This window comes from Corynebacterium sp. HMSC068H04 (genome assembly GCF_001811255.1).
GTDB classification, from domain to species: Bacteria; Actinomycetota; Actinomycetes; order Mycobacteriales; family Mycobacteriaceae; genus Corynebacterium; species Corynebacterium hesseae.
Genome location: NZ_KV804021.1, coordinates 142,684 through 166,062 on the forward strand (window position 1 = coordinate 142,684; position 23,379 = coordinate 166,062).

The following is a 23,379-nucleotide window of genomic DNA, read 5'->3' on the forward strand; positions in this document are numbered from 1 at the left end:
ACTTGCGGGCGTGACTATTGGCAAGATTCTCCTCTACTACTGCTTTACTCCCATTGAGGACCCCACCGCGATCATGCTGTGGCAGCGTAACCTCTGCGAGAAGCTCGGGCTGAAGGGCCGCATCCTCATTTCGGAGCACGGCATCAACGGCACCGTGGGCGGGGACATGGAGGCCTGCAAGCGCTACGTGCGCGAAACCCGCGAGTACCCGGGCTTCAAGAAGATGGAGTTCAAGTGGTCCGAAGGCGGTGCGGAGGATTTCCCGCGCCTCTCGGTTAAGGTGCGCGATGAGATCGTGGCCTTCGGCGCGCCGGGTGAGCTCAAGGTGGATGAGAATGGCGTCATCGGCGGCGGCGTTCACCTCAAACCCGAAGAGGTCAACAAGCTAGTAGAAGAGCGCGGCGAGGAGGTCGTCTTCTTCGACGGACGCAATGCCATGGAGGCGGAAATCGGCAAGTTTAAGAATGCCGTGGTGCCGGACGTGCGCACGACGCATGACTTCATCGCCGAAATCGAGTCCGGAAAATATGACTGGATGAAGGACAAGCCCGTGGTCTCCTACTGCACGGGCGGCATCCGTTGCGAAATCCTCTCAGCGCTGATGAAGAACAGAGGCTTCAACGAGGTCTATCAAATCGACGGCGGCATTGTGCGCTACGGCGAAAAGTACGGCAACGATGGCCTGTGGGAAGGCTCGATGTACGTCTTTGATAAGCGCATGCACCACGAGTTTGGCCAGGGCCTAGAGGATCCGGGCTTCATTCAGCTGGGCCACTGCGTGCATTGCGGGGCGGGAACCAACACGTTCCATAACTGCATTAATGAGGACACGTGCCGTAAGCAGGTGCTCATCTGCGATGACTGCATCCAGCATGTGGAAACACAGCACTGCGGCCGGCCGGATTGCGCCGAGGTGGCAGCCGCCCAGGCGCAGGGCTAGTTTTCGATAACCGGGGCGAGCAGGATCTGGATATCGTTGATACACCAGATCATGAAGTTGCCGGCCATGACCCAGAAGATGGCCATCCAACCGCGCCAGCGCACATAGGCCTTGAGCTTGCGCACCATGATGACGGCGCAGCCGATCATGCCGATGAAGGGGATGATCAGCGTCGTCGTGGCGAACACGGTGCGCTGGGTCCTCGTGCAGAGCCAGGCGGCATACTCGGCGCGGAGGCAGTTGGTCGTGGTTCCGGCGACTTTAAAGATGCCCGCGAGGAGAAGCGCATAGAGCGCTGAGCCGATAAGGATGGCAATCATAAACCACAGAGCTTGGCGCGAGGAGCGGCGGTTGGCTTCGGCGACGGCGAGGGGGTCGGGTTCGTCGGCAAGCTCGTCAAATGTGCGGGGCTCGGGGCGAGGCAGGTTCGTATAGTCCGCGTCGGACGTGAGATCGTTTTCGGGGTGCTCAGCTGCCATGGTCTGCCAGTCTAACGCGCTTCGGCGGTGTAGGTGCTGGGGCAGACCAGCACGGGCACGCCCAAGTGCGGGAGCAGCTCGGTGGCGGTGCTGCCGATGAAGACGCGCTCGATGGGGCCCATGGGGTCGGAGCCTAAGCAGAGGAGGTCGCCCTTCTTCCACTTCAGCGAGTCCACCGCGCCGGACCAGCCATGGCCGCTGCCGATGGCCGTCGTGACCGAAAGCTCGGGGTAGGCATCCGCGATGAAATCGTGGGCCCGGTCCAACAACGAAAGCGAATGCTCGCGCCAATTGGGGGCATCGGAAGGAAAGGTGGGGGAGTATTCGAGGGGGACGTCGACAAGCCCCTTGGCTGAAAACGCCAGGATTCGCAGGGGGATACCGCCGCGCTGCGCAATGCAGGCCGCGTGCATGAGAGCGGGATCATCGGCGCTGCCAAGATCGGTGAAAGCAAAATTAATGCGGGTAATGCCGTGCTTGGACAGCTTGATGCCGCGTGGAGTCAAGCCCACCGGAAGCGGCGCACAATGCAAAAGCGCATCGGCGGTAGAGCCCGAGAAGAAACGGCCCTTGGGTGCGGATTGGTTTGCGCCGAGGAGGATGACGCTTGCGTTGAATTCCTTGGCCGCCTCCTCCAAGAGCTGCGGGCGCGAGGGCCCTGCGATGAGAACGGAGACGTTCTTATCGAGTTGGGACTTGTCTACCCCTGCTGCGTTCAATGCCTGTTTGACGGCCCGCTCGCAGGCGGCGCGCTCTTTCTTGAACCACTTTTTGTAGGAACCGGTGAGCTTGCTGAGCGACGTCACGGTGAGTGGTTGCGAAATAGTAGATACCACGCGGATCTGAACGGGCGTGGAACGCGCGATCCACGCGGCAAACTCGATAGCTTCCGTGCCGGTGGAGCTGGGGCTCCACGAAACAAGGACGCGGAGCGGAGGGACCGTGGCGTCTGGGGAGCACTGTCCTTCCGCGGGGTGTGAAGAATTCTTAGCCATTCATCAAAAGGTTCGGGGTCGTTTTATTCATTATCGGCCCTTCACGCCTTAAAATAAAAATCCGCTCTACCGGCGCTTTTTGGTCTATTTTCCTTCCATGATTGGCCGGTAGACATCGGCCAGCTTGGAGATCAGGTTAACCAGGGAGTTGGCATCCTTGATGTCGTCCGGATCGAGCCAACGCAGGATCTCTGCCAAAGCCGCCGCACGCTGGCGAGAGACGATGGTCAGCTCGGATTCACCGAGCTGGGTAAGGGCGACGAGGACACCGCGGCGGTCCTTCTCGTCGCGGTGGCGTTCCACGAAACCTTGGCGTTCCAATTGGTACAGCGCATTGGAGGCGGTAGGCATCCGGATGAGCTCTGCCTGGGCGATGGTGCTCACGCGCGAAGGGCCGCGCATGCGCAGCTGGTTCATGATGGAGACCTGCGACGTGGTGAGGGATGTGCCCTCTGTCGTGCGCTGGAAAATGAGCATGAGTTTGTTGAGCGCGGGCTGGATCTGGCGGGCGACTTCCAGGGCATCCTCGTAAGGGATGGGGGATTCGATAGTTTCTTCACTCATGGAAAATAAGTGTAGCTAGTAATTTCGCGGAGCGGTAGTTAGCCGATTAAAAAATTTGGTTTCTCACTGCGAAGCACTATGAAAGGGCCTAGATTGTTGACGCCGCCGGCACTACACTGTCCGGCGTGAATTCTCCGTCAAAGGCAGAGTCTGCAAAGACAAGGTCCGCAGTGGCCTACCGCAACGAAGTCTCTTATGAATGGGAGCGTGCACAGCATCTGCGCGAGCTTCGCGCGGGAAAGGTGACGCGGGAAGAGCTATGTGATGCCGACTTTCTCCTTCGCGCGGCGGCGGAACACCATGGCGTCGACATGCGCAAGCCGTGCCCAGTGTGCGGTTCAGAAATGCGGCTGACCCGTTGGGTTTATGGAGATGCTTTAAAACGCCGGGCGGGAAGTGCGCGGAGCGCTGCGGAAATTGCGGACATGGCCGCAGAAGGGCTGGAATTTACCGTGCATTTTGTGGAAGTGTGTCCGGCGTGCCGCTGGAATCATCTGCTTCGAGCTGCCACGGTCTATGCTCTAGGGTAGTTTTGGCTTCCCAGTTCACGCCGGTAAGCTGCATGTATTTACAGTTTCTGTACAGGATTGATGAGGACACGGATCAGTGACCGAAAAGGAAACCTCCGGGCGAAAGTCAGGTAATCGCAGGAAGAGCACCTCACAGAGCGCTCAGCGTTCGTCCGGCCGCAAGCGCCGCTGGCCGTGGATCGTGCTGGCTGTTTTGTTTGTACTAGTGGGCATTCCCGCCCTGCTCTTCGGCTACGCGTATACGCAATACGACGTCCCCGGCCCCAAGGAGCTGCAGCCGAGCCAGATCTCCACCATCGTCGCCGGCGATGGTGAAACTCAGTTGGCCAAGCTCGTTCCGCCGGAAGGTAACCGCCGTCAGGTGACGTTGGATGAGATCCCGGATTACGTAGAGGACTCGGTCCTCGCCGCCGAGGACCGTGAGTTTTGGACCAACTCGGGCTTTTCCTTCACTGGTCTGGGCCGCGCCGTCTTGGGCAAGCTCACGGGTGATAGCACCGCCGGTGGTGGTTCCACCATCACCCAGCAATACGTGAAGAACACCCTGGTGGGTGACGAATACTCCTACGTCCGCAAGATCCGTGAGCTCATCTACTCGGTGAAGATGACCAATGAGTGGGCCAAAGAGGACATCCTGAACGCCTACCTCAACACCGTGTACTTCGGCCGCAATGCCTACGGCATCGAGGCTGCCTCCAATGCCTACTTCAATAAGGACGCCAAGGACCTCACCGTGGAGGAAGGTGCCATGCTCGCCGGCCTCATCCAGTCTCCATCGGTCTTGGATCCGTGGGTGGATGAGGAACGCTCGCAGAACCGCTGGAACTACGTCATGGACGGCCTGGTTGAGATGGGCGATCTGGATGCGGCTGAGCGTTCCCAGATGGCTTTCCCGGAGACCCGTGATCCAAGCGAATACTCCGCCTACACCGAGGCGCCCGGCGCTTACGGCCACATCAAGAACCAGGTCATCGATGAGCTGTCCCGTGTGGGCATCACTGAGGATCAGCTGGCCACTGGTGGCCTGAAGGTGACGACAACCATTGATATGACCGTCCAGAATGCGTCGACGGATGCTGCTCATGCAGAGCTGGGAGTGCTGCAGGAAGATGCACGTGCAGCGGCGGTCACCATTGACCCGGCCACGGGTGCTGTGCGCGGCTACTACGGCGGTGACGATTCCAACGGCTGGGATTATGCCAATTCCCCGCTGCAGACAGGTTCAACCTTCAAGATTATGACCCTGGCCGCAGCGCTCCAGCAGGGCATCGATCTCAATACTTATTACTCCTCGGCGCCCTACCAGCTGCCTGGATCGCAGCTCGTGACCAACGACGTGGGTGCCGGCTGCGGTAGCTGCTCCATCGCTGAGGCAATGAAGAATTCTTATAACACGTCCTTCCTGCGCCTCCAGGATGACTTGGAAAACAAGACGCAGGACACCGCGGATATGGCGCATGCGTTGGGCGTGCCGCGCAGTCTTCCGGGGATTGAAAAGACCCTCACTGAAAATGGTGGAACGCCGTACGAGGGCATCGTGCTGGGCCAGTACCAGTCGCGTCCGCTCGATATAGCGACGGCAATGGCCACCTTGACCAACCAAGGCATATGGCATCAGCCGCACTTCGTGGAAAAGGTAGAAAACGCTGCCGGCGAAGTCCTCTACGAGAACCCGACCGACGGCGGTGAACGCCGTGTCTCCGCCAACGTGGCCAACAACGTGATCTCCGCGATGCAGCCAATTGCCGCATGGTCCAATGGTGCGCTAGCTGGCGGACGCCCGTCTGCCTCCAAGACTGGTACGACGCAGCTGGGCGATACGGGCCAGAACAAGGATGCGTGGATGGTCGGTTCCACGCCGCAGCTGGCTACAGCAGTGTGGGTAGGCACGGCCGACAACACCTCCGCAATCTTTAATCAGTGGGGCGGCATCATGTACGGCTCCAACTCGCCGACGAAGATCTGGAAGTCCATCTTGGACACCTCTCTGGCTAATGCTGAGCAGCAGACCTTCCCGCAGGCCTATCCGATCAACTACGGCGTCGGCAGCTGGGGTTCGGGCTATGTCTATGACCCGAGCCAGACCACGACGTGGGACCAGACCCCGGCAAGCCCGGAGGGCGAAGCCGCTGAGGGCGAGGGCGAGGCAAAACCAGAGGAAGGCCAACACCATGAGGAGGGGCATGGTGATGCCCCGGCGCAGCCGGCCCAGCCTGAGCAACCGGCTCAGCCCGCCGACCCTGAGGTCCCCTCGCTGGATGAGATTCTCAATGGAGATGGCCTCGACCAACTACTTGGCCAATAGGAGACTGATCCCTGGTGAGCCAACACATGACTTCTCAGCTAGTCCCTCTCTCTTCTGAGTCGATGGCCCGCGGCGCCGTCGACGCCCTGGGCGGGTCGACGGGGCGTTTTGCTCGCTCGGCCCACTCCGGGTGGTGGACTCCACTGCGAGTGATCATCACGCTGGCGTGGACATTCCTGGCGTTTGGGTTCTTGAGTAAGGCAACCTGTGCCGGTAGTCGCAAGGGCGAGGATGGCCTCATTAGCCTGAATTGGGACGGTAACCGTCAGTACACGTCCTTCTGCTACAACGACATCATCCCGCTCTACGGGGGCCGTGGACTAGACCAGCCGGGCTTCCCCTACGCCTATTCCTGGGTTGAAGGGGATATCACGCGCTACATGGAGTACCCCGTGTTGGCTGGCATGTTCCAGGGCGCCGTCGCTTGGCTGGCGCGCACCACCTACCCGGCCGTCGAGTGGATTGGGATTGCCGATGTCAGTTGGTACTTCGGGCTGACCGCGCTCATCATGTCCCTCGTGTGGGTAGGCACCGTGGTTATGGTCTTCCAGCTCACGGGCAACCGGGCGTGGGACACCGTCCTCATGGCAGCTAGCCCCCTCGTGGTCATGCATGCCTTTACCAATTGGGACATCCCGTCGGTGGCGTTCATGGTCGGCGCCCTGCTTGCGGTGACCAAGCGTAAGAACTGGCTCGCCGGCATCCTCATCGGGCTCGGCACGGCCTTTAAGCTGTGGCCCCTGTTTATTCTGGGTGCCTTTCTGGTGCTGGCCATCCGCAACAAGCGCTGGTCGCCGTTCATCAAGATGTTCGTGGCAACTATTGCGACGTGGCTCGTGGTGAACCTTCCCGTGGCGGTGGCCTACCCCGAAGCTTGGCGCGAATTCTTCCGGCTCAACCAAGAGCGTGGGGCGGAGTGGACCACGATCTACGCACTCCTGACTCGCGTTACGAACGTGAGCTTTGAGGCCGAATTCCTCAACACCTTCTCCCTCGTGGCCTTCCTTGTGAGCTGCGCAGCAATCGCCGTCATGGGGCTTAAAACCCCGCGTGCGCCGCGGGTGGCTGAGATGATCTACCTCATCATCATGGCCTTCCTTATCTTCAATAAGGTGTGGTCGCCGCAATACTCGCTGTGGCTCATTGTCCCGGCGCTCTTGGCGCTGCCACGGTGGCGCCTCATCTTTAGCTGGGCGCTTGCCGACGCCCTCCTCTGGCCCATCCTCACCTGGCACATGCTCGGCTCGGAGAACAAGGGCCTGCCGCACGAGATGCTGGACATCGCGGTGATCACCCGGGATGGTTTCATCATCGCCATCGGCGTGCTCATCATCCGTCAGATGTGGGGCAAGTCGGAAGACAAGGTTCGTGCCGCGCACGGTGGCAGGGATCCACTGGCGGGGGACTTTGCGCGATGACCATAACAATCGTGGGCATCATCTCCATCACGATAGGTTTCTTGTGCGTATTGGGTGCCTATTACCTGTTTCAGCGTTCTGAAGACCGAACCTGGCCCATCATGCTGGGGTTGCTGGCTCTGCTTTTCCTTACGGTGATACCTGCGAGTTCGGCAATCTTCGTCGCCGCGACTCACTAGGGGGCGGCCGAGGAGACAAGGGATTTCCTTTTCCGCCGGTCAGTGCGGTACTGTGTGAGGGTTGCTTGACGCAACAGACCCTCCTGCCATATCCGCAAAGGTGATATGGCCGATACCAATTACTAGACCATAGGAGGTGATGAGGTCCGTGCGTCACTACGAAGTCATGATCATTCTGGATCCCAATCAGGATGAGCGCACCGTAACCCCGTCCCTAGACAAGTTCCTCGAAGCAATCCGCAAGGATGGCGGCAAAGTCGAAAAGGTTGACGTGTGGGGCAAGCGCCGTCTTGCATACCCGATCAACAAGAAGGAAGAGGGCATCTACGCAGTCGTGGATCTGGAGTGCGAATCCCACTCCGTTCTCGAGCTCGATCGCCGTCTGAACCTGAACGACTCCATTCTGCGTACCAAGGTTCTGCGCACCGACAGCAAATAGCGGATACTGGGTTTCGAGCAATCCACGTAACCGATATTAAGGAGTAAAGACATGGCTCAGGGAGATACCAATATCACGGTCGTTGGCAACATTGTCGCCGACCCGGAACTGCGCTTCACCCCGGCGGGTGCCGCAGTGGCAAATTTCCGTGTTGCCTCCACCCCGCGTCGCTATAATCAGCAGACTTCCCAGTGGGAGGATGGCGAGGCCATGTTCCTCACCTGCAACGTGTGGCGCCAAGCCGCAGAAAACGTTGCGGAGACCCTGACCAAGGGCATGCGCGTTATTGTTACTGGCCGTTTGCGTCAGCGCTCTTACCAGACTCGTGAGGGCGAGAACCGTACTGTCTTTGAGATCGAGGTCGATGAGGTCGGCCCGTCCCTGCGTTATGCAACCGCTCAGGTAAACCGCAAGTCCGGCAACGGTGGCGGAAACTATGGCGGCGGCCAGCAGCAGGGTGGTGCTAACTACGGCGGCGGCAACCAAGGCGGTTTCTCCGGAAACCAGGGTGGTTTCTCTGGAAACCAGTCCCAGTCTTCTGCCCCGCAGCAGTCCCAGCAGTCGGCTCCGAGCAACGATCCGTGGAATTCGGCACCCCAAGCGGGAAGCTTTGGTGGTGCGGATGCAGAACCCCCGTTCTAAGACTGTCACGCAAGTATTCATTTAACTCAATTGAAAGGCAGGGATCATGAAGCTGATCCTCACCGCTGCCGTTGAGAACCTCGGCGCCCCCGGCGAAATTGTAGAGGTTAAGGACGGCTACGGACGTAACTACCTGCTTCCGCGCGGCCTGGCAATCGTTGCCACCCGCGGTGCTGAGAAGCAGATCGAGGGCATCAAGCGTGCCCAGGAAGCTCGCGCAATCCGCGACCTGGACCATGCACGCGAGATCCGTACCCAGCTGGAGGAGCTCAAGGACGTCAACGTCCCCGTGAAGACCTCCGAGTCCGGCAAGCTCTTCGGCTCCGTGTCCGCAGAGGACATCGTGAAGGCCGTTGCCGCCGCTGGCGGCCCGAAGCTGGACAAGCGCATCGTTGTGCTTCCCAAGGGCCTGGTCAAGAAGACCGGCAACTACCAAGTCGAGCTGAAGCTGCACGCTGACGTTATCGGCAAGGTGAACTTCTCGGTCGTCGCTGCCTAAGAACTAAGGCGCACGACGGTCACCCTCCGTCCAGCCGCGTGTGAGGCGCGGCGATGGTACGCCAGTAAGTGACCCTCAGACAACAGCAAGGTTTAAGGCCGTGCTCCTCCCACTATGTGAGGTGGTGGAAGGTGTACGGCCTTTAGCCGTTTTAGGCATGCGGGGTGGGGAATCGTCGCCAAGCACGGCATGTGGATAACTCGCGGAACCTGTGGATAAACCTGCGTGCAGTTTACAGTGAGTTTACTCACGCCGCCTTTTGTTAACCCGCAGGTAGCGCCTATTTCGGGTTGAAGACCCTACTTTTTCACGGGTTTTGTGCGTATATTCACACCTCGAAAAACAGGCTCTGACCTGCGGTAATTATCTGTGCTGGTCACAAGCTTGCAGAGTTATCCACAGGACTGACCTCGTGCTTTGCGGAGTTTTCGTCCGCTGAGCTGGTAATTCCACAGGGATCTGTGGATAACTGTGGGAGTTATGCCCAAGGGGCAGTGTCCATTGCCTCGGCTACACTGTTGTGTACTACGCGCGGTTGCCGCTTGGCACTGCCTTAAAGCCTGGCCGTCCGGCGCGGATAGAAGCTGAGATTTTCAGGGGCGGTCAGGGTGGGATCGATGAACGGTGGGATTGATGGACAATGACTAATGCCAGTTTTGATGACGATCAGGTTCCACCGCCGCCTGAACCGGTAGAGGAGGAACCCCGCCGCTCCTACCGTCAGGAGGAGCCGAAGCGTTACGGCGAATTCCGCCAGCCACCCGCGGACCGGGAAGCGGAGCAGGGCGTTCTTGGCGCTATGCTCTTGAGCCCGAACACGGTGATGGAGGTCATTGAAGAGCTAGAGCCGGAGGATTTTTACTACCCCGCGCACACGCTCATCTATCAGGCCATGATTGACCTCTATGCCGCGGGCACCGATATTGATGCGGTGATCGTGGCAGCTCGGCTCGATCGCTACAACAACCTCGAGCGGGTCGGCGGCGCGCCCTATCTGCACACCCTGCTGGCCACGGTGCCGACTGCCGCCAACGCTCGCTACTACGCGGAGATCGTGGCGGAAAAGGCGGTGCTGCGCAAGCTGGTCGACGCCGGAACCAGAGTTGTCCAGCTCGGCTTCCAAGGTTCCGAGGACATGGAGATCGAATCGGTTCTGGACCGCGCCCAGCAGGAAGTCTTCGCGGTGGCACAGAAGAAGACCACCGAGGACTACCGGGCACTGAGCGATCTTATCGATCCCACTATCGACGAACTCGCCGCCCTGCAGCAAAACGGTGTGGAATCGGGCGTGCCCACCGGGTTCATCGACTTGGATAACCTGACCAATGGCTTGCGCGCCGGCCAGATGATCATCGTCGCCGCCCGCCCCGGCGTGGGCAAGTCAACGCTCGCCATGGACTTCATGCGCTCGGCATCTCTGCAGCACAACAAGACCTCCGTGGTGTTTTCCTTGGAGATGTCCGCCTCGGAAATCGTCATGCGCTTGCTGTCGGCGGAGGCGGAAGTGAAGCTGTCGGATATGCGCGGTGGACGCGTATCGACTGAGGACTGGGCAAAGATCGATGACACCCTCAACCGCATCCAGGATGCGCCCCTGTTCATCGATGATTCCCCGAACCTCACCATGATGGAGATTCGCTCGAAAGCCCGCCGCCTCAAGCAGCAGCACGGGCTCGACCTCATTGTGCTGGACTATATGCAGCTGATGTCCTCGGGCAAGAAGGTGGAGTCCCGCCAGCAAGAGGTTTCGGAGTTCTCCCGCCAGCTCAAGCTGCTGGCCAAGGAGCTCGAGGTCCCGCTCATCGCGATTTCCCAGCTAAACCGTGGCCCAGAGTCCCGTACCGATAAGAAGCCACAGCTGGCGGATCTGCGTGAATCCGGCTCGCTCGAGCAGGACGCCGACATGGTTATGCTCCTGTATCGCCCGGACTCACAGGACCGCGATGATCCCCGCGCCGGTGAGGCGGACATCATCTTGGCAAAGCACCGTGGCGGACCGATCGACACAGTGAAGGTGGCGCACCAGCTGCACTACTCCAAGTTCGTCAACATGGCGCATGGTTAAATCACAGGTCCACCACGGCGTTGGGGTCACCCAACCGTGGGCTGAGAATGACTAAGACTAGGACCTGACTTTCCAGGTACGGGGGAGCGTGCTTTTTAAGAGGCTAAGCGCCTATTGAGTGAGGCTGCATGCTGCGGAATTTCTTCCATCGTCAGCATCGAGATATCGAGATCGCCACAAAATTCACGGAACTGCTGGTAGTTCTTCTTCTGCGCTGACGAGTTCGGCAATGTGGTGACAGCGACGATATCCAATTCGCGAGGAATAGAGATTAAAGTCTCACCAGCAGTAAGCTCACCGCCCGCCTGCTGCAACTTGTCCACCTTGAGCGTCCAAGAATCAATGGCCGCGCGCGTGATATTCGCATCAGAAGACCGGAAGTTAAATGCCTGATTAAGCTCGATAACTTCCTCATCATCGACAACCGCCAAAGTTAGATCCAGCTCGCGCCGGGCAACTTGGACGTCGGCGTCAAAGATGGTTGCTTTTTCCAGGCTTGGGAGTTGCTCGTATTGTTTGCGGATAAAGCGTCGTACCTGTCTGACGTCTTGTTGATGCTTGCCGGTGGGGGCTTCGCCAATGAGGGTCGAAAACAGTAGGTCGGTGGCCTCATTGAGGTTTGCAGCGTCCATGCTTTGCATGGGGTGAACCTTGATGAGGTTGTTCCAGTGTCCGCTAATGAATTCGAGATAGCTCGACAGCGTGTGTTGCCCGTCAAGGTTGAGCGGCTCGGTTGTCGTTGTCAGCTTCTTGAGGTCGGCTTTGAAATGTTGCAGGGCTCGCCGGATGGCCTCGGGAAAGTCGGAATCGTGGTGGATACCGCGGTCGGAGCGGAAATGATTCTTTGTTTCGCCTGTTGCGGCATCGATGACGATGACACCGACGCCGATCGTGGTGATGCCCATGGGGCGGGGAACCACGCTTACGGTCCAGTAGTCGAATCTCATGTCATTGTCCTTTGCGGTGTTTGTACGAGCGTAGGAGCTCCCGAGCGTAGTCCTTGCGAGAGAGGACGTAGTTCATGAGTTTGTCAGTCTCATGCGCAGGTATTGCCCATTCTATTGGTAGTGCTTCTTGCAATTCTTCTCGTAGGGTGGTGTCGAGGTTGTCGAGTGCGTTGATGGCTTTGTCCCACGAGCTGTTGGGAATTTCGGTGCGCAGTAGAGGAATGCGTGCGGTGCCGCCTGCGCGTTCTGGCGGGGTTAGTTGCCAAGGGTAGGGCTCCGAGTCGAACCAGAGCCCGTGGTCGATGGACCAGATGGAGTTATCGTCATCGTTGTCCGTGAGGATTTGGAGGTCTTCCTGAACATTGCACAACAACCACAGTGCTATCAGCTTCGGGATGTGGTTGTAGTTGGCGTCGTCGTTAACGTAGGGGATGACTCCGAACCCTTGGTGCAGTGTAGCAGTGTGGAGATTGAGCGAGCCGAAGAGTGGAGTCCCGGTGAGCCTGTATCTCCATATTGATTCTCCAATCATGTGTCCGTGTAGTGACTCGGGGACGTAGATAATTTTCCATGGGCGGATGTGGGCGCCCAGGCGCAGACCGACGATGCTTGCAGCAACTTCGTTGACTACGGCTTCGCGCCCATGGTCACTTTCTATGCGTTTGCACCAGTATTCGTTGCCGTCGTCGGCCTTGCCGAGGAACGGCCGGGTGCCAGTGTGGAAGGCGACTCTTCCGGGGATTTGTAGGTAGGTCTTTTCTTCACGGCTGCGTCGGGCATCGATAGAGATGACGTTGTTGGTGTTCATTGCAAAGCCTTTGCGAGAGGGGTGAGCGGAGTACAAGCCTGCGGGTCTAATGGGAACAGGAAATTTGGGCGTAGTTGCCTATTCGGGGATTATCTGTGTCTACCGCGGCCGTTTTGTGGTCGTGAGGTTTAGAGCGCCAGTAGTGGCGGCTACGACCGATGGGATGAGGGTTAGGGTGCTCAGTTCCGTAGTGAGTGTTAGCCTGAACGCGACGATTCCAGAGACGATGCCGAGGGCTAGGAGGATAACACTGTAGATATCGATGACCTTTTTGAGCGTGATGAATCGGGTTTGGACCTATTAGCCTGAGTCCGGTTCTTGAGCGTCACGGGTCTTTTCCTCCTTTTGGATTTTCAGAATAGTCCACTTTTTGTTGGTGCGACCATTCTTTGTGACTTTGTCCTCACGGATTTTGAGGTTGTATGAATCAGTTCCATTGAGGTTGAGACCTTCCACCATCGAAACAAGTCGAAGCGCGCTAGTTGACGTCAAACCAAACTTAGATCATGGGTGGATGAGAAATGTCACTCTTAACACCTCAATATCGTCATCGCAGCATTAGCCAGGGCACACCTGATGGAAACCCGCAGTGGTTACTCCAACAAACGCCTCGTGAGAACACTCAAGAAATACCGCAACTTTTGATTCGTTGTTGGCGGCGAAACCGTCCACGCCGCCGTACCACCTCCACTCGGCCTCACCGTCACCATCCAAGCAATCACCGGCCAAGAACTCTCGCACTAAGTTGGTCTAAGTCGGGTTCGTCAACATGGCGCACGGTTAAATTACAGGTCCACCACGGCGTTGGGGTCACCCAACCGTGGGCCGAGAATGACTAAGACTAGGAAGACGGCTGCTGCGGCGAGTGCGAGCCACCGCCACACGGGGAAGAAGCGCTCGCCACACAGCCGGGCAAACCCTGCTCCGATCAGCGCGCCGAGGGTATTGAAGATGAGGTCATCGATATCGGTGCGCCCCAGGGCGAAGGCGTACTGTGCTGTCTCCAGCGCCAGGCTCAGCGCGAAGCCCCACGCGGCCGTGGCCTTGAGTGAACGGCACATGCTGAAGACGAGCATTCCGAAGGGAATGAAGAAAGCGGTATTGCCCGCGTACTCAAAGAGCGGGCCAAACCAGGTGCCGCCGGAAAACTCATCGAGCGGAACCAAGCGCAGATCGCGGACACGCTGGTTCTCTGGCTTCCAGAGGTAACCAATCTGAAAGAAGGACTTCAGCGTAGTCAGCGCAACCATGACCGCGACCCACGCGCCAAGGGCGACCCTATTGAGCAAGGGTCCTACCCTTGAATTCTGGCAGGGTCAGCGCCGCGACAGCGGCGGTGCCAAAGGCTGCCGCAAAGAGTACGAAGAGCCAGCCCGTGCCCGCCACCGCGATGAGCGGCGGAACGATGAGCGGCGCCAAGATGGATGCGAGCCTGCCGAAGCCGGCGGCAGCACCCGTACCGCGCCCGCGCAGCGCGGTGGGATAGAGCTCGGGGCCGATGGCGTACAAAGCACCCCACGCGCCCAGGTTGAAGAAGGACAGCAGGCAACCGGCCAGGATGATCGTGGCCTCGGTGCTGGCAAAACCATAGAGACCTGCGGAAAGCGCGGAGCCCACGAGGAAGGTAGCCAGCGTGGTGCGGCGCCCCCATACTTCGATGAGCCAGGCCGCGGCGGCGTAGCCGGGCAGCTGGGCCAGGGTGATAATCAGCGTGAAGCTGAAGGACTTCACCAGGGAGAATCCGTCGGCGACCAGCAGCGAGGGAATCCAGATGAAGGCGCCGTAGTAGGACAGGTTGACGCAGAACCAGATGGTCCATAGTGCCAGCGTGCGCCCGCGCAGGGACGGCGACCAGATACTGGCGGCGGTGACGTCTTCCTCGGAGTAGGTCGGTGCCGGGGGCGTGCGGTCGATGTCCGTCGAGTCCACCTCGGCCTCAAAGGAGGCGACGATCTCCTCTGCCTCCTCGTGGCGGCCTTTCGACTCTAGGAAGCGCACCGATTCCGGCAGGTGGAGGCGTACGAAAAGTGCATAAAGGGCGGGGACCATGCCGAGCGCGAGCGCCCAGCGCCAGCCGCTTTCCGACGCCCCCACAACAAACGTTCCAACTACCGCGGCCAGGATCCAGCCCACCGCCCAGAAGGCCTCCAGCAAGACCACCATGCGCCCGCGGACCTTGAGCGGGGCGAACTCGGAGATCAGCGTGGAGGCTACCGGCAGCTCGGCGCCCAGGCCGAGTCCGATGAAGAAGCGCAGGACGATGAGAAGCGTGAGGCCCGTCGCCAGGGCGGAAGCACCCGTGGCGAGGCCATAGACCAGCAGGGTCAAGGCAAAGACGTGGCGGCGGCCGAACTTATCGGCCAAAAGGCCACCAAAGGTAGCACCTAAGGCCATGCCGATGAAGCCCACGGACGCCAGCCATGAGGATTGGGTCGGCGTGATTCCCCAGTGCACGGCCAAAGCGGCCATGATGAAGGAGATGAGGCCCACGTCCATGGCGTCGAGAGCCCAGCCAATGCCGGAACCGAAGAGGAGACGTTTGTGTTTTCCAGTGACGGGAAGGCGGTCGAGCCTCTCCGTGCGAGAGATAGAGCGATGATCAAGACGATTCATGCAGGCTAAGCATACTCTGCGGAGTGAAAGCTTTTCAGGCGCAAAGAATTACTGACTACAAAAACCGAACTCAACGCCATGGCTATACCCGCGAAAAGGGGGTTGAGCAGGCCAAAAGCGGCAACAGGTAGAAGAATAATATTATAGGCGAAGGCCCAAAATAGGTTGCCCTTGATGATGCGCAGGGTGGCCCGCGCCAGGCGTACGGCATCGGCGACGGAACGTAGGTCGTTATTCATTACCGTGATATCGGAGGCCTCGATGGCGACATCGGCCCCAGCACCCATCGCGATGCCGAGGTCCGCCTGTGCGAGTGCCGCGGCGTCGTTCACGCCATCGCCCACCATGGCCACGGTCTTTCCTTGCTGCTGAAGCTGGGCTACAGCGTCCACCTTGTCAGAGGGCATCACCTCTGCTGTCACGTTGGCTTCATCAATGCCAACGGCTCGCGCCACTGCGTGTGCTGCACCTGCGTTGTCGCCCGTGAGCAGATGGGGTGTGAGGCCGAGATCCTGGAGGGCGGAGATGGCGGCTGCTGCGGACTCCTTAACGCGGTCCTGTAGCTCGATGGTTCCCACCACGTCATCCGCCACGTAGACGCCGACCTGCGTCCCAGTGCCGTCGTAGCCCGCGGGTGGGCGTCCCACCCGCACGCGCGCGCCGTCGACGGTCGCTTCGATCCCTTGGCCTGGCAGCTCGCGGTAGTCCTCGGCTGCAGGGATGTCGCCGTCGTAAGCCGCGCGGATGGCCCGCGCGATGGGGTGCTCGGAGCCCTGCTCCGCGGCGGCAGCAAGACGGAGAACCTTCTGCTCTGAGTGCCCCGCAGTGGCCTGAACCGCCGCTACTGACATCTGGCCTTCGGTGATGGTGCCCGTCTTATCTAGAACGATGGTGTCGATCTGGCGGGTCGATTCCAAAATCTCCGGGCCCTTGATGAGGATTCCCAGTTCGGCGCCGCGCCCGGTGCCCACGAGGATTGCGGTGGGCGTCGCCAAGCCCATGGCGCAAGGGCACGCAATGATGAGGACGGAGACGGCGGCCACGAAGGCCGGGGCAACTCCGCCGACCCACAGGTGAGCCACGAGCGCGAGGATAGCGATGCCGATGACGATGGGAACGAAGACAGCGGCGATTCGGTCGGCGAGGCGCTGCACCGGGGCCTTCGAGGTCTGGGCTGCGGTGACGAGCGCGCCCATCTGGGCAAGGACGGTGTCGGAGCCGACGCGGGTGGCGCGCACCTCAAGCCGCCCGGAGGTGTTGATGGTTGCGCCCGTCACCGTGCTGCCGGGTGAAACCTCAACCGGTAACGATTCGCCGGTGAGCAGGGATTCGTCCACGGCTGAATGGCCGGTGAAGACCACGCCATCGGTGGCGATCTTCTCACCGGGGCGAACCACAAAAACATCGTCTACATGGAGATCACTGGCAGGAATACGGGTTTCGGTGCCGTCGCGAAGCACGGTGGCTTCTTTAGCCCCCATAGTCAGCAGCGTGGTGAGCGCCTCGGAAGAGCGCCCTTTAGCCTTGAGCTCAAACCAGCGCCCAAGCAGCAGGAACGTAATGACCATCCCCACTGATTCGAGGTAAATGTGGTCCATCTGCGCGTCATTGGAACGCAGCGTCATATGCATGGTCATGCCGGGCATGCCGGCGTTGCCGAAGAAGAGCGCGTAGAGCGACCAGCCAAAGGCGGCGGTGGTGCCCAGCGTGATGAGCGTGTCCATCGTGGCGGCGCCGTGCTTCAGGTTGGCCCACGTGGCGCGGTGGAAGGGCGCGCCTCCGATGACGTAGACGAGCGTTGTGAGTACCAGGCAGGCCCATTGCCAGTTCTGGAATTGGAGGGCCGGGACCATGGAGAGGAGCATCACGGGCAGCGAGAGCGTCGCAGAGACGAGCGTGCGCTGCAGGATGTCGGAAGCCTCACCCTCGCGGGCGGTGTCCGCCGTGCTTGCCGACGCCTCCCCCTCATCGTCCACCGTGAAGGCTCCATAGCCGGCGCCTTCGACGACGTCGATGAGATCGGCGGGGGTCGTCGTCGCTGGGTCATAGCTAACGGAGGCGGATTCCGTGGCGAAGTTGACCGTGGCTTCGACGTTGTCGAGCTTATTGAGCTTGCGTTCCACCCGGGATGAGCAGGAGGTGCAGGTCATCCCGGTGATACCGAGGGTGAGGCTGGTGGTCATGATGCTTAGGCCAACTCGTAGCCGGCTTCGGTGATGGCGGCGGCGACCTGGTCATCGCTAAAGCCCTCACCAGTCACGGTGACGGCGCCGGTGGTGTGGTCAGCGGTGACGTCGGTGACGCCCTTGATCTCCGAGATTTCTTCCTTCACGGAGAGCTCGCAGTGGCCGCAGGTCATACCGGTAACGGTGTAGGTGGTGGTGCTCATGGTCGTGATCAGACTCCTTAAGTAGTGGGTAGATACACCGTTGAGCGTATACCCCCTAGGGGTATAGGTGCAAGGAATAATTGAGCCTTGTGTACCGTTGAGAGTTGAAAGAACCTACAAATTTCCCCGAAACAGATAGGAAGAGACATGGCAACGATTGACATCACTGAAGAGACGTTCCAGGAGACCATCTCCGGCGATGGCATCACCCTCGTGGATGCCTGGGCGGAATGGTGCGGTCCGTGCAAGCGCTTCGGCCCGGTCTTTGAGAAGGCATCCGAGGAGCACCCTGATGCCACCTTTGCCAAGTTGGATACCGAGGCAAACGAGGATCTGGCTGCGAAGCTGCAGATTAACTCCATCCCGACGTTGATGGTGTTCCGCGACGGCATCTTGGTGTTCCGCGAGTCGGGCGCATTGCCGCCGGCAGCCCTGGAAGATCTCATTAGCCAGGTCAAGGCTCTCGATATGGATGAGGTCCGCGCCCAGGTGGAGAGCCAGCAGGCCTAATAATTCCGGATGTTTCTGAAAAGGCGGTCGAGATGGACCGCTGCGCGCTTTCCTGTGAGTATCGCTACACTCGCAGGAAAGCGTCTTTACATATAAAGCACTAACGAGCGCTGCATTGATTACTGCTGCAGGAACCACTAAGGAGTGAGCGCAATGGCAAACCCATTCAGCAAAGGTTGGAAGTATGTGATGGCTTCTTTCGATCAGAAGATCGATGAGAACGCTGATCCCAAGGTCCAAATCCAGCAGGCCGTGGAAGGTGCAAAGGAACAGCACCGCCAGATTTCCGAGCACGCAGCGGAGATTATTGGCCGCAAAACCCAGCTGGAAATGCAGCTCAACCGCCTAGTGAAAACTCAGAAGGACTACCAGGATCAGACGCGCCGGGCCTTGGAGTTGGCGGACGCTTCCGAGGATCCGCAGAAGGCCGCCGAGTACAACCAGGCAGCGGAGGTTGTGGCGAGCCAGCTGGTTGCCGTAGAAAATGAGCTGGCGAATCTGAAGTCCCAGCACGAGGCTGCCGCGCAAGCGGCGGAGCAGGCAAAGGCCCAGCAACAGCAGTCGGAGGCCCGACTGAAGGAGCAGCTCGCGCAGGTGGACCAGTTGCTGTCCCAAGCCGATCAGGCGGCGATGCAGGAGAAGAACGCTGAGGCTCTGGACTCCATGAATGAGCTCAAGCCGGATGACTCGACGCCTACGATGGATTCGGTACGCGCCAAGATTGAGAAGCGCTACGCTGATGCGCTCGGCGCCCAGGAGCTGCACCAGGCAGCTGGTGGTAGCCGGATTCAGGAGATTTCGGCGGCGGGACACGATATGGCCGCTATGTCCCGCTTGGATGAGATCCGCGCTGAGATGGCCAAGAACAAGGAGCTGGAAGGCTCATCCTCCAAGACCACAGAGGAGCTCGAGGCCGGCGCCGAAGCCAAGGACGCTGAGGATAAGTAGTAGCCAGCGCGAAAAGGGGCCTTCTGGAGCAGGCCGCATTCTGCGGCCAGGGGATTTCACCACCCCGCGCTCCAGAAGGTCCCTTTATTAAGGTCCCTGTGCGCCTCGACGGTCTAGCTGCCCTGGCGGCGGATATTGATTAGCACGCCGCGGATGCCGGAGTGGAAGCCATCGCGCAGGTTGACGCGCTGGGTTTCGGTGAGCGTGTACTCGTGCAGCGTTTCGCAGGCGAACTGCAGCAGCGGACGGTCGATCTCCGGCGGCAGACCGCCGCCGGAAAGGAGATGGGCTTGGTCGCGCTGATCGGCGCTCGCGGCGTTGTCGAACCACCACGAGGCATATTGCTGCCCCACGTCAAAGGGGGACTGGAAGCCGGCGGAGCTCCACACTTCCTCGGGGAGGGGAACATACTTCGAGCGCAGCTTGCGGCGCGGCGCCATCATCGACGGCTTGGGCGCGGCCGGTTTGGGGGCAGGCTTCGGGGCTTCGGTGCCCGTTTCCTCTTCTGCGTCCGCGGGCTTCTGATCCGCGGCGCTGGGCTTTGTGGTTTGTTCGCCGCAGGGGGCGGGTTCCTCTTCGTCGGCGGGGGCGCTCGGTGCTGCCGACTCTGGGTGCGAGGCGGTGGCAGCCACGTCTTGCGCCGCGGCGGAAGGTGTTGCCGGCCCAGGTTTTGGCGCAGAGGGGAAGGCAGCTTGTGCCTCGGTAGGTTCGTCGCACTCTGGGGCGTCCTCGGTGGCGGAATCGCTAGCGTCTTCGCTTCCTTCTCCGGTGCTCTGGGGCTCGCGGATGGTCGGCGGCAGCGGGCCTTCAAGGACCTCAAGCTCCATCGCATCGGCGAAGTCCTCCCGCGGATCGAGGATCGTGGTGGAGTCGCAGGCATGGCGCAGAGCTGAAGACATGGAGTCCCATCCGAAGCCATAAAGGTGCACGCGCACACCATTGTTGACGGCCTCCTGGACCCCGGGAATCATGTCTGCGTCGCCGGAGACCAAGACGAAATCCGTGACTTGGCCCTTCATAGCGGAAACGATCATATCGGCGACGAGGCGGGTGTCCACGGCTTTCTGGGTTCGCCGTTCGCCCCATTCGATGAGCTGACCGGTGCGCAATTGGACGCCATCGCAGACCCGCAGTGCTCGCTGGTAACGGTGGGGGCCGGTATCGGGGATTCCGTCGTACCAGTATTGGCGGTGGATGGGGTTGCCTACTTGGTTCTCAATCATGGAACCAAGGGAGCTGACTACTTCGGGTAAATCAATCTCTAGCTGGGCGCGGGCCCCCGTCTCCCAAGAGTTATAAAAGCTGGCCAGTAGGTATGACGTGTCAACGAAGACAAGTGTTCGTTCAAGCATGGCTCCTAAATTCCGTTCTATTTCTTCTAACTAATTTTCTAGGGTCACTTCTGTGAGATCTTCCAGCCTAGGGCCGGTGTAGTCCAGTGTGCCCCATTAGTCACAAAACGTCGATAACCCCGAGGAAATTCCCAGGTCAATGGCGTTGCCCAAGGGGGGCTTGCGAGGGTTTCGGTGTGGTTATATGGTTAGTTACATGAGTAACCAACCAACGAGGAGGCCGGCATGGACAACTCTGCCCAGCCGCTCTTCCGGCAGATAGCGGTGCTCATCGAGGACGCCATTATTGAGGGCACTCTCGCCGAGGGTGCGCAGGCGCCATCCACTAATGAACTTGCCGCCTTTCATAGCATCAACCCCGCCACTGCCCGCAAGGGGCTGACCCTCCTCGTAGATCTAGGAATCCTGGAAAAGCGCAGGGGGATAGGAATGTTTGTCACCTCAGGTGCAGCCGAGAAGATCCGCGCGCGGCGTCGCCAAGAATTCGCGGCCGAGTACGCCGCGCCGCTTATCGACGAAGCCGTGCACCTGGGCTATACCCGCCAGCAACTCCACGACCTCATCGACCTTGTCGCAGAAAGCCGAGGACTCTACTCATGATTTCCACTCCGCACTTCACCTTCAGCGACGGCCTTACGCACGGCCTCGTCGGCCCCAATGGCATTGGCAAAACCACCTTGATGCGTAAAATCGCCGGTCAGCTGAATGCTTCCGGCATCACCGTCGATGGTGACAAGCCTTACGACAATGAAAAAGTCCTCAACAAGATCGTCCTCATGGGCATTGATAACCCCCTGCCTGAAGGCTGGAATATGAAGAAGGTCTTCACGGTATGCAGCCTGCGCTGGCCCACCTGGAACAAGACGCGCGCCGCGGAACTGGTCGAGCGCTTCGAGCTTCCGATGAAGAACTACTCGGGCCTCTCCCGCGGGCAAAAGTCCGCGGCGAGCTTCATCGTTGCGGTGGCTTCGGGGGTGCCGTACATGCTTCTCGACGAGCCCTATCTCGGCCTCGACGCTTCCAAGCGGGAAGTATTCTATGAGGTCTTGCGCGAAGAGCATGGTCGCACCATTATCGTCTCCACCCATCACCTCAACGAGCTTTCCGGTTTGCTTGATACCGTAGCCCTGATGGGGGAGAACCCGCTCTCCGGCCCCATCGATGAGTTTATCGAGGGCGTCGTCCAGCTCACCGGCTCTGCCGAAGCCCTCGACCGCGCGTTGGGGCGCTTGCAGCTCCCGGTGCTCGAGCGCGAAACCTCCGCCGTGGCGGACCGAGCGCTTGTCGACGCCCGCCCCAACCACACCGCCAACGTCTTTGCCATGGCTCAGGAAATGGGGCTGCGTGCCACCGAGGTATCCCTCGAACAGGCAGTTCTGGCATTGGGGGAGGCGTGATGAAGCTGTATAGGCATATGGCGCTGAGCTGGAATAGCCTCTTCTTTGCCCTGTGGTTCGTCGTCTTGCCGGTGATCGGGATGGGCAGCGGGCGAGGGTGGGCCATCGGCTACTCACTCTTTATGGTGCTTACGGTCTATCTATCCCAGCCTGATTTCTCCCGCTATCTCACTTTTGGCCTCAGCTCGCGTATGTGGAACGGGCACCGGCGCATCAATGCCACCCTGACGCTTTTACTGATTCTTGTTAGCGCGCCCTTCGCCTTTCCATGGTGGACTCTCATCGCGCCGGGGCTCATGTGGGCAGTGTGCATGGTGAAGCGCGTCGAGCCATCGCGCATGACCGCGAGCTCCCTCATCGTAGGTAGCGATGGTGATTCTTCGACGGGCTGGTTCTCAGCGTCCCCGGTTTCGCAAATTGTGGTGCGCCCCCAGGTACGCGCGTGGATGTGGACGGCGATCGGCTTCGCCCTCGCGATCGCGGTGAATCTCGTGTTGATCAAGCTGTGGGATACCGGCGTGGGCATTGTGGGTGTCATTGTTATATTGATTGTCCTGCCGCTCGTCGCTGATTCAATCCGCAGCTCACTCAAAGATGCAGTGGCCTTTGGGCTGCCGCGCGGTGCTTGGGCCAAGACCACTGTGCTGTGCACGGCAATCCCCGTGGTCCTATCGCTCGTGGCCGATCTGGTAGCGATGATGTGGACCGGCAATCCAGCCGGGTTCACCATCGTGTGTCTTGCTACAACGTCACTACTTTTAACTTTCGCCATTACCGACAAACTGACGTGGCTTTACACAACTGCGCTAGCGGGAGCAATCGCCGTACTGTTCATAGCGTGGCTTATCAATCCCAGCGTTGCGATGGGGTGGACGCTCACAGGGATGGCAATCATCTACGTCGTGTGGGTTGCCGCGTATCCCCGGATGGCAACAAAGACCAACGTGTTTAGCCCGGGCCTCATGGGCTGGTTTGGGGCACGCTGAGCGCCATCCAATGTCTGCGTTAAAAGGTTGTCTTTGTGCACTTCAAGAAGGGGTAAAAACCTTCATTGAAGTGCACATTTGTGTTTTTTCAAGGCCGTGTGTAACTTTATGTGAGTCAGCGCGACCGACAGCGCCCCACAGGAACTGAGGTTCTTGGAGAGAGGCGGTAGGAAAACAGGCCCTGACAACAAATATTTTCTTTACTCGCAGTACTGCGTACCGCCAAAGGCGTTCCGTATGGCTGTGTGGTGACGATGTTTGAGAACTCAATAGTGTGCCAATGTACTTTTTGTGTTGGTTGATTTTATTCATTGTGGCCGTGATGCATTGTATGTGTGTTGTGGTTGGTGTATGCCGGATGGCGCTTTTCCTTT

24 protein-coding genes are annotated in these 23,379 nt (G+C 59.5%); 14 read left to right on the top strand and 10 right to left on the bottom strand.

Going from position 1 to position 23,379, the window contains the following annotated elements:
* The first annotated feature begins 10 nt into the window (after positions 1-10).
* Positions 11-940, top strand: a complete 930-nt coding sequence (locus tag HMPREF2792_RS11445) for an oxygen-dependent tRNA uridine(34) hydroxylase TrhO (protein WP_070533722.1) — start codon at positions 11-13, stop codon at positions 938-940.
* Here HMPREF2792_RS11445 and HMPREF2792_RS11450 read toward each other — a convergent pair.
* The 3 genes from HMPREF2792_RS11450 to HMPREF2792_RS11460 form a co-directional block, all read right to left on the bottom strand.
* The gene (locus HMPREF2792_RS11450; RefSeq protein ID WP_070533724.1) at positions 937-1,419 is read right to left on the bottom strand and encodes a hypothetical protein; all 483 of its coding nucleotides are present in this window, start codon (positions 1,417-1,419) and stop codon (positions 937-939) included. The two genes, HMPREF2792_RS11445 and HMPREF2792_RS11450, sit on opposite strands and share 4 nt — an antisense overlap.
* Before the next feature lie 11 nt (positions 1,420-1,430).
* Positions 1,431-2,414: a universal stress protein gene (locus HMPREF2792_RS11455; protein WP_070533726.1), complete on the bottom strand. Its 984-nt coding sequence runs from the start codon at positions 2,412-2,414 to the stop codon at positions 1,431-1,433.
* A gap of 84 nt (positions 2,415-2,498) precedes the next feature.
* Positions 2,499-2,978 carry a MarR family winged helix-turn-helix transcriptional regulator gene (locus HMPREF2792_RS11460; RefSeq protein WP_070524207.1) on the bottom strand — a complete coding sequence of 160 codons (480 nt, stop codon included), beginning with the start codon at positions 2,976-2,978 and terminating at the stop codon, positions 2,499-2,501.
* 170 nt (positions 2,979-3,148) lie between these two features.
* Here HMPREF2792_RS11460 and HMPREF2792_RS12775 point away from each other — a divergent pair, with 170 nt between their 5' ends.
* The 8 genes from HMPREF2792_RS12775 to dnaB all read left to right on the top strand — a co-directional run bounded on the left by HMPREF2792_RS12775 (position 3,149) and on the right by dnaB (position 11,055).
* Positions 3,149-3,508 carry a DUF5318 family protein gene (locus HMPREF2792_RS12775; protein ID WP_083303768.1) on the top strand — a complete coding sequence of 120 codons (360 nt, stop codon included), beginning with the start codon at positions 3,149-3,151 and terminating at the stop codon, positions 3,506-3,508.
* 76 nt (positions 3,509-3,584) lie between these two features.
* The gene (locus HMPREF2792_RS11465; protein WP_070533727.1) at positions 3,585-5,813 is read left to right on the top strand and encodes a transglycosylase domain-containing protein; all 2,229 of its coding nucleotides are present in this window, start codon (positions 3,585-3,587) and stop codon (positions 5,811-5,813) included.
* Positions 5,814-5,839: 26 nt separating this feature from the next.
* Positions 5,840-7,231, top strand: coding sequence for a glycosyltransferase family 87 protein (locus HMPREF2792_RS11470; RefSeq protein ID WP_070533729.1), 1,392 nt, complete (start codon positions 5,840-5,842; stop codon positions 7,229-7,231).
* A complete protein-coding gene (locus HMPREF2792_RS11475) occupies positions 7,228-7,410 on the top strand; it encodes a hypothetical protein (protein WP_070524214.1) in 183 nt (60 codons plus the stop codon). The genes HMPREF2792_RS11470 and HMPREF2792_RS11475 overlap by 4 nt, the downstream gene beginning before the upstream one ends.
* A gap of 148 nt (positions 7,411-7,558) precedes the next feature.
* A complete protein-coding gene (gene rpsF, locus HMPREF2792_RS11480) occupies positions 7,559-7,849 on the top strand; it encodes a 30S ribosomal protein S6 (protein ID WP_180952128.1) in 291 nt (96 codons plus the stop codon).
* A 51-nt stretch (positions 7,850-7,900) separates the two neighbouring features.
* A complete protein-coding gene (locus tag HMPREF2792_RS11485) occupies positions 7,901-8,491 on the top strand; it encodes a single-stranded DNA-binding protein (RefSeq protein WP_010187897.1) in 591 nt (196 codons plus the stop codon).
* A 46-nt stretch (positions 8,492-8,537) separates the two neighbouring features.
* Complete coding sequence (gene rplI, locus HMPREF2792_RS11490; protein ID WP_070524218.1) at positions 8,538-8,990, top strand: 50S ribosomal protein L9; 453 nt, start codon at positions 8,538-8,540, stop codon at positions 8,988-8,990.
* A gap of 640 nt (positions 8,991-9,630) precedes the next feature.
* Complete coding sequence (gene dnaB / locus HMPREF2792_RS11495; RefSeq protein ID WP_010187892.1) at positions 9,631-11,055, top strand: replicative DNA helicase; 1,425 nt, start codon at positions 9,631-9,633, stop codon at positions 11,053-11,055.
* A gap of 95 nt (positions 11,056-11,150) precedes the next feature.
* Here the strand turns inward: dnaB and HMPREF2792_RS11500 are convergent, their stop codons facing one another.
* The 6 genes from HMPREF2792_RS11500 to HMPREF2792_RS11525 form a co-directional block, all read right to left on the bottom strand.
* Entirely contained in the window at positions 11,151-12,002 is an 852-nt protein-coding gene (locus tag HMPREF2792_RS11500; RefSeq protein ID WP_070533731.1) for a DUF3037 domain-containing protein, read from the bottom strand.
* Between the two features lies 1 nt (position 12,003).
* A complete protein-coding gene (locus HMPREF2792_RS11505; RefSeq protein WP_070533733.1) occupies positions 12,004-12,810 on the bottom strand; it encodes a HipA family kinase in 807 nt (268 codons plus the stop codon).
* A 785-nt stretch (positions 12,811-13,595) separates the two neighbouring features.
* Entirely contained in the window at positions 13,596-14,060 is a 465-nt protein-coding gene (locus HMPREF2792_RS11510; RefSeq protein WP_070533734.1) for a VanZ family protein, read from the bottom strand.
* Between the two features lie 28 nt (positions 14,061-14,088).
* Complete coding sequence (locus tag HMPREF2792_RS11515; protein ID WP_070533736.1) at positions 14,089-15,423, bottom strand: MFS transporter; 1,335 nt, start codon at positions 15,421-15,423, stop codon at positions 14,089-14,091.
* Between the two features lie 5 nt (positions 15,424-15,428).
* Entirely contained in the window at positions 15,429-17,606 is a 2,178-nt protein-coding gene (locus HMPREF2792_RS11520; RefSeq protein WP_070533738.1) for a heavy metal translocating P-type ATPase, read from the bottom strand.
* 5 nt (positions 17,607-17,611) lie between these two features.
* On the bottom strand, positions 17,612-17,812 hold the full coding sequence (locus tag HMPREF2792_RS11525; RefSeq protein ID WP_070533739.1) for a heavy-metal-associated domain-containing protein: 201 nt from the start codon (positions 17,810-17,812) through the stop codon (positions 17,612-17,614).
* A 147-nt stretch (positions 17,813-17,959) separates the two neighbouring features.
* Here HMPREF2792_RS11525 and trxA point away from each other — a divergent pair, with 147 nt between their 5' ends.
* Together trxA and HMPREF2792_RS11535 are read left to right on the top strand one after the other, a co-directional pair.
* Positions 17,960-18,322, top strand: coding sequence for a thioredoxin (gene trxA, locus HMPREF2792_RS11530; protein ID WP_070533740.1), 363 nt, complete (start codon positions 17,960-17,962; stop codon positions 18,320-18,322).
* A gap of 153 nt (positions 18,323-18,475) precedes the next feature.
* Positions 18,476-19,270, top strand: a complete 795-nt coding sequence (locus HMPREF2792_RS11535) for a PspA/IM30 family protein (RefSeq protein ID WP_070533741.1) — start codon at positions 18,476-18,478, stop codon at positions 19,268-19,270.
* A gap of 113 nt (positions 19,271-19,383) precedes the next feature.
* Here the strand turns inward: HMPREF2792_RS11535 and HMPREF2792_RS11540 are convergent, their stop codons facing one another.
* Positions 19,384-20,622, bottom strand: a complete 1,239-nt coding sequence (locus HMPREF2792_RS11540; RefSeq protein WP_070533744.1) for an NYN domain-containing protein — start codon at positions 20,620-20,622, stop codon at positions 19,384-19,386.
* Between the two features lie 225 nt (positions 20,623-20,847).
* Here HMPREF2792_RS11540 and HMPREF2792_RS11545 point away from each other — a divergent pair, with 225 nt between their 5' ends.
* The 3 genes from HMPREF2792_RS11545 to HMPREF2792_RS11555 are packed head-to-tail and all read left to right on the top strand — an operon-like array spanning position 20,848 to position 23,005.
* A complete protein-coding gene (locus HMPREF2792_RS11545; RefSeq protein WP_070533746.1) occupies positions 20,848-21,222 on the top strand; it encodes a GntR family transcriptional regulator in 375 nt (124 codons plus the stop codon).
* A complete protein-coding gene (locus HMPREF2792_RS11550) occupies positions 21,219-22,019 on the top strand; it encodes an ATP-binding cassette domain-containing protein (protein WP_070533748.1) in 801 nt (266 codons plus the stop codon). The genes HMPREF2792_RS11545 and HMPREF2792_RS11550 overlap by 4 nt, the downstream gene beginning before the upstream one ends.
* The gene (locus HMPREF2792_RS11555) at positions 22,019-23,005 is read left to right on the top strand and encodes a hypothetical protein (protein ID WP_070533750.1); all 987 of its coding nucleotides are present in this window, start codon (positions 22,019-22,021) and stop codon (positions 23,003-23,005) included. The genes HMPREF2792_RS11550 and HMPREF2792_RS11555 overlap by 1 nt, the downstream gene beginning before the upstream one ends.
* The last annotated feature ends 374 nt before the right edge of the window (positions 23,006-23,379 follow it).

What these genes read in the sequence shown, in the direction of transcription:
- HMPREF2792_RS11475 (WP_070524214.1), top strand. Translation starts at nt 7,228, where the DNA reads ATGACCATAACAATCGTGGGCATCATCTCCATCACGATAGGTTTCTTG.
- HMPREF2792_RS11500 (WP_070533731.1), bottom strand. Translation starts at nt 12,002, where the DNA reads ATGAGATTCGACTACTGGACCGTAAGCGTGGTTCCCCGCCCCATGGGC.
- HMPREF2792_RS11470 (WP_070533729.1), top strand. Translation starts at nt 5,840, where the DNA reads ATGACTTCTCAGCTAGTCCCTCTCTCTTCTGAGTCGATGGCCCGCGGC.
- dnaB (WP_010187892.1), top strand. Translation starts at nt 9,631, where the DNA reads ATGACTAATGCCAGTTTTGATGACGATCAGGTTCCACCGCCGCCTGAA.
- rplI (WP_070524218.1), top strand. Translation starts at nt 8,538, where the DNA reads ATGAAGCTGATCCTCACCGCTGCCGTTGAGAACCTCGGCGCCCCCGGC.
- HMPREF2792_RS11485 (WP_010187897.1), top strand. Translation starts at nt 7,901, where the DNA reads ATGGCTCAGGGAGATACCAATATCACGGTCGTTGGCAACATTGTCGCC.
- HMPREF2792_RS11550 (WP_070533748.1), top strand. Translation starts at nt 21,219, where the DNA reads ATGATTTCCACTCCGCACTTCACCTTCAGCGACGGCCTTACGCACGGC.
- HMPREF2792_RS11515 (WP_070533736.1), bottom strand. Translation starts at nt 15,423, where the DNA reads ATGAATCGTCTTGATCATCGCTCTATCTCTCGCACGGAGAGGCTCGAC.
- trxA (WP_070533740.1), top strand. Translation starts at nt 17,960, where the DNA reads ATGGCAACGATTGACATCACTGAAGAGACGTTCCAGGAGACCATCTCC.
- HMPREF2792_RS11510 (WP_070533734.1), bottom strand. Translation starts at nt 14,060, where the DNA reads ATGGTTGCGCTGACTACGCTGAAGTCCTTCTTTCAGATTGGTTACCTC.
- HMPREF2792_RS11505 (WP_070533733.1), bottom strand. Translation starts at nt 12,810, where the DNA reads ATGAACACCAACAACGTCATCTCTATCGATGCCCGACGCAGCCGTGAA.
- HMPREF2792_RS11525 (WP_070533739.1), bottom strand. Translation starts at nt 17,812, where the DNA reads ATGAGCACCACCACCTACACCGTTACCGGTATGACCTGCGGCCACTGC.
- HMPREF2792_RS11540 (WP_070533744.1), bottom strand. Translation starts at nt 20,622, where the DNA reads ATGCTTGAACGAACACTTGTCTTCGTTGACACGTCATACCTACTGGCC.
- HMPREF2792_RS11555 (WP_070533750.1), top strand. Translation starts at nt 22,019, where the DNA reads ATGAAGCTGTATAGGCATATGGCGCTGAGCTGGAATAGCCTCTTCTTT.
- HMPREF2792_RS11455 (WP_070533726.1), bottom strand. Translation starts at nt 2,414, where the DNA reads ATGGCTAAGAATTCTTCACACCCCGCGGAAGGACAGTGCTCCCCAGAC.
- HMPREF2792_RS11460 (WP_070524207.1), bottom strand. Translation starts at nt 2,978, where the DNA reads ATGAGTGAAGAAACTATCGAATCCCCCATCCCTTACGAGGATGCCCTG.
- HMPREF2792_RS11520 (WP_070533738.1), bottom strand. Translation starts at nt 17,606, where the DNA reads ATGACCACCAGCCTCACCCTCGGTATCACCGGGATGACCTGCACCTCC.
- HMPREF2792_RS11545 (WP_070533746.1), top strand. Translation starts at nt 20,848, where the DNA reads ATGGACAACTCTGCCCAGCCGCTCTTCCGGCAGATAGCGGTGCTCATC.
- HMPREF2792_RS11535 (WP_070533741.1), top strand. Translation starts at nt 18,476, where the DNA reads ATGGCAAACCCATTCAGCAAAGGTTGGAAGTATGTGATGGCTTCTTTC.
- HMPREF2792_RS11450 (WP_070533724.1), bottom strand. Translation starts at nt 1,419, where the DNA reads ATGGCAGCTGAGCACCCCGAAAACGATCTCACGTCCGACGCGGACTAT.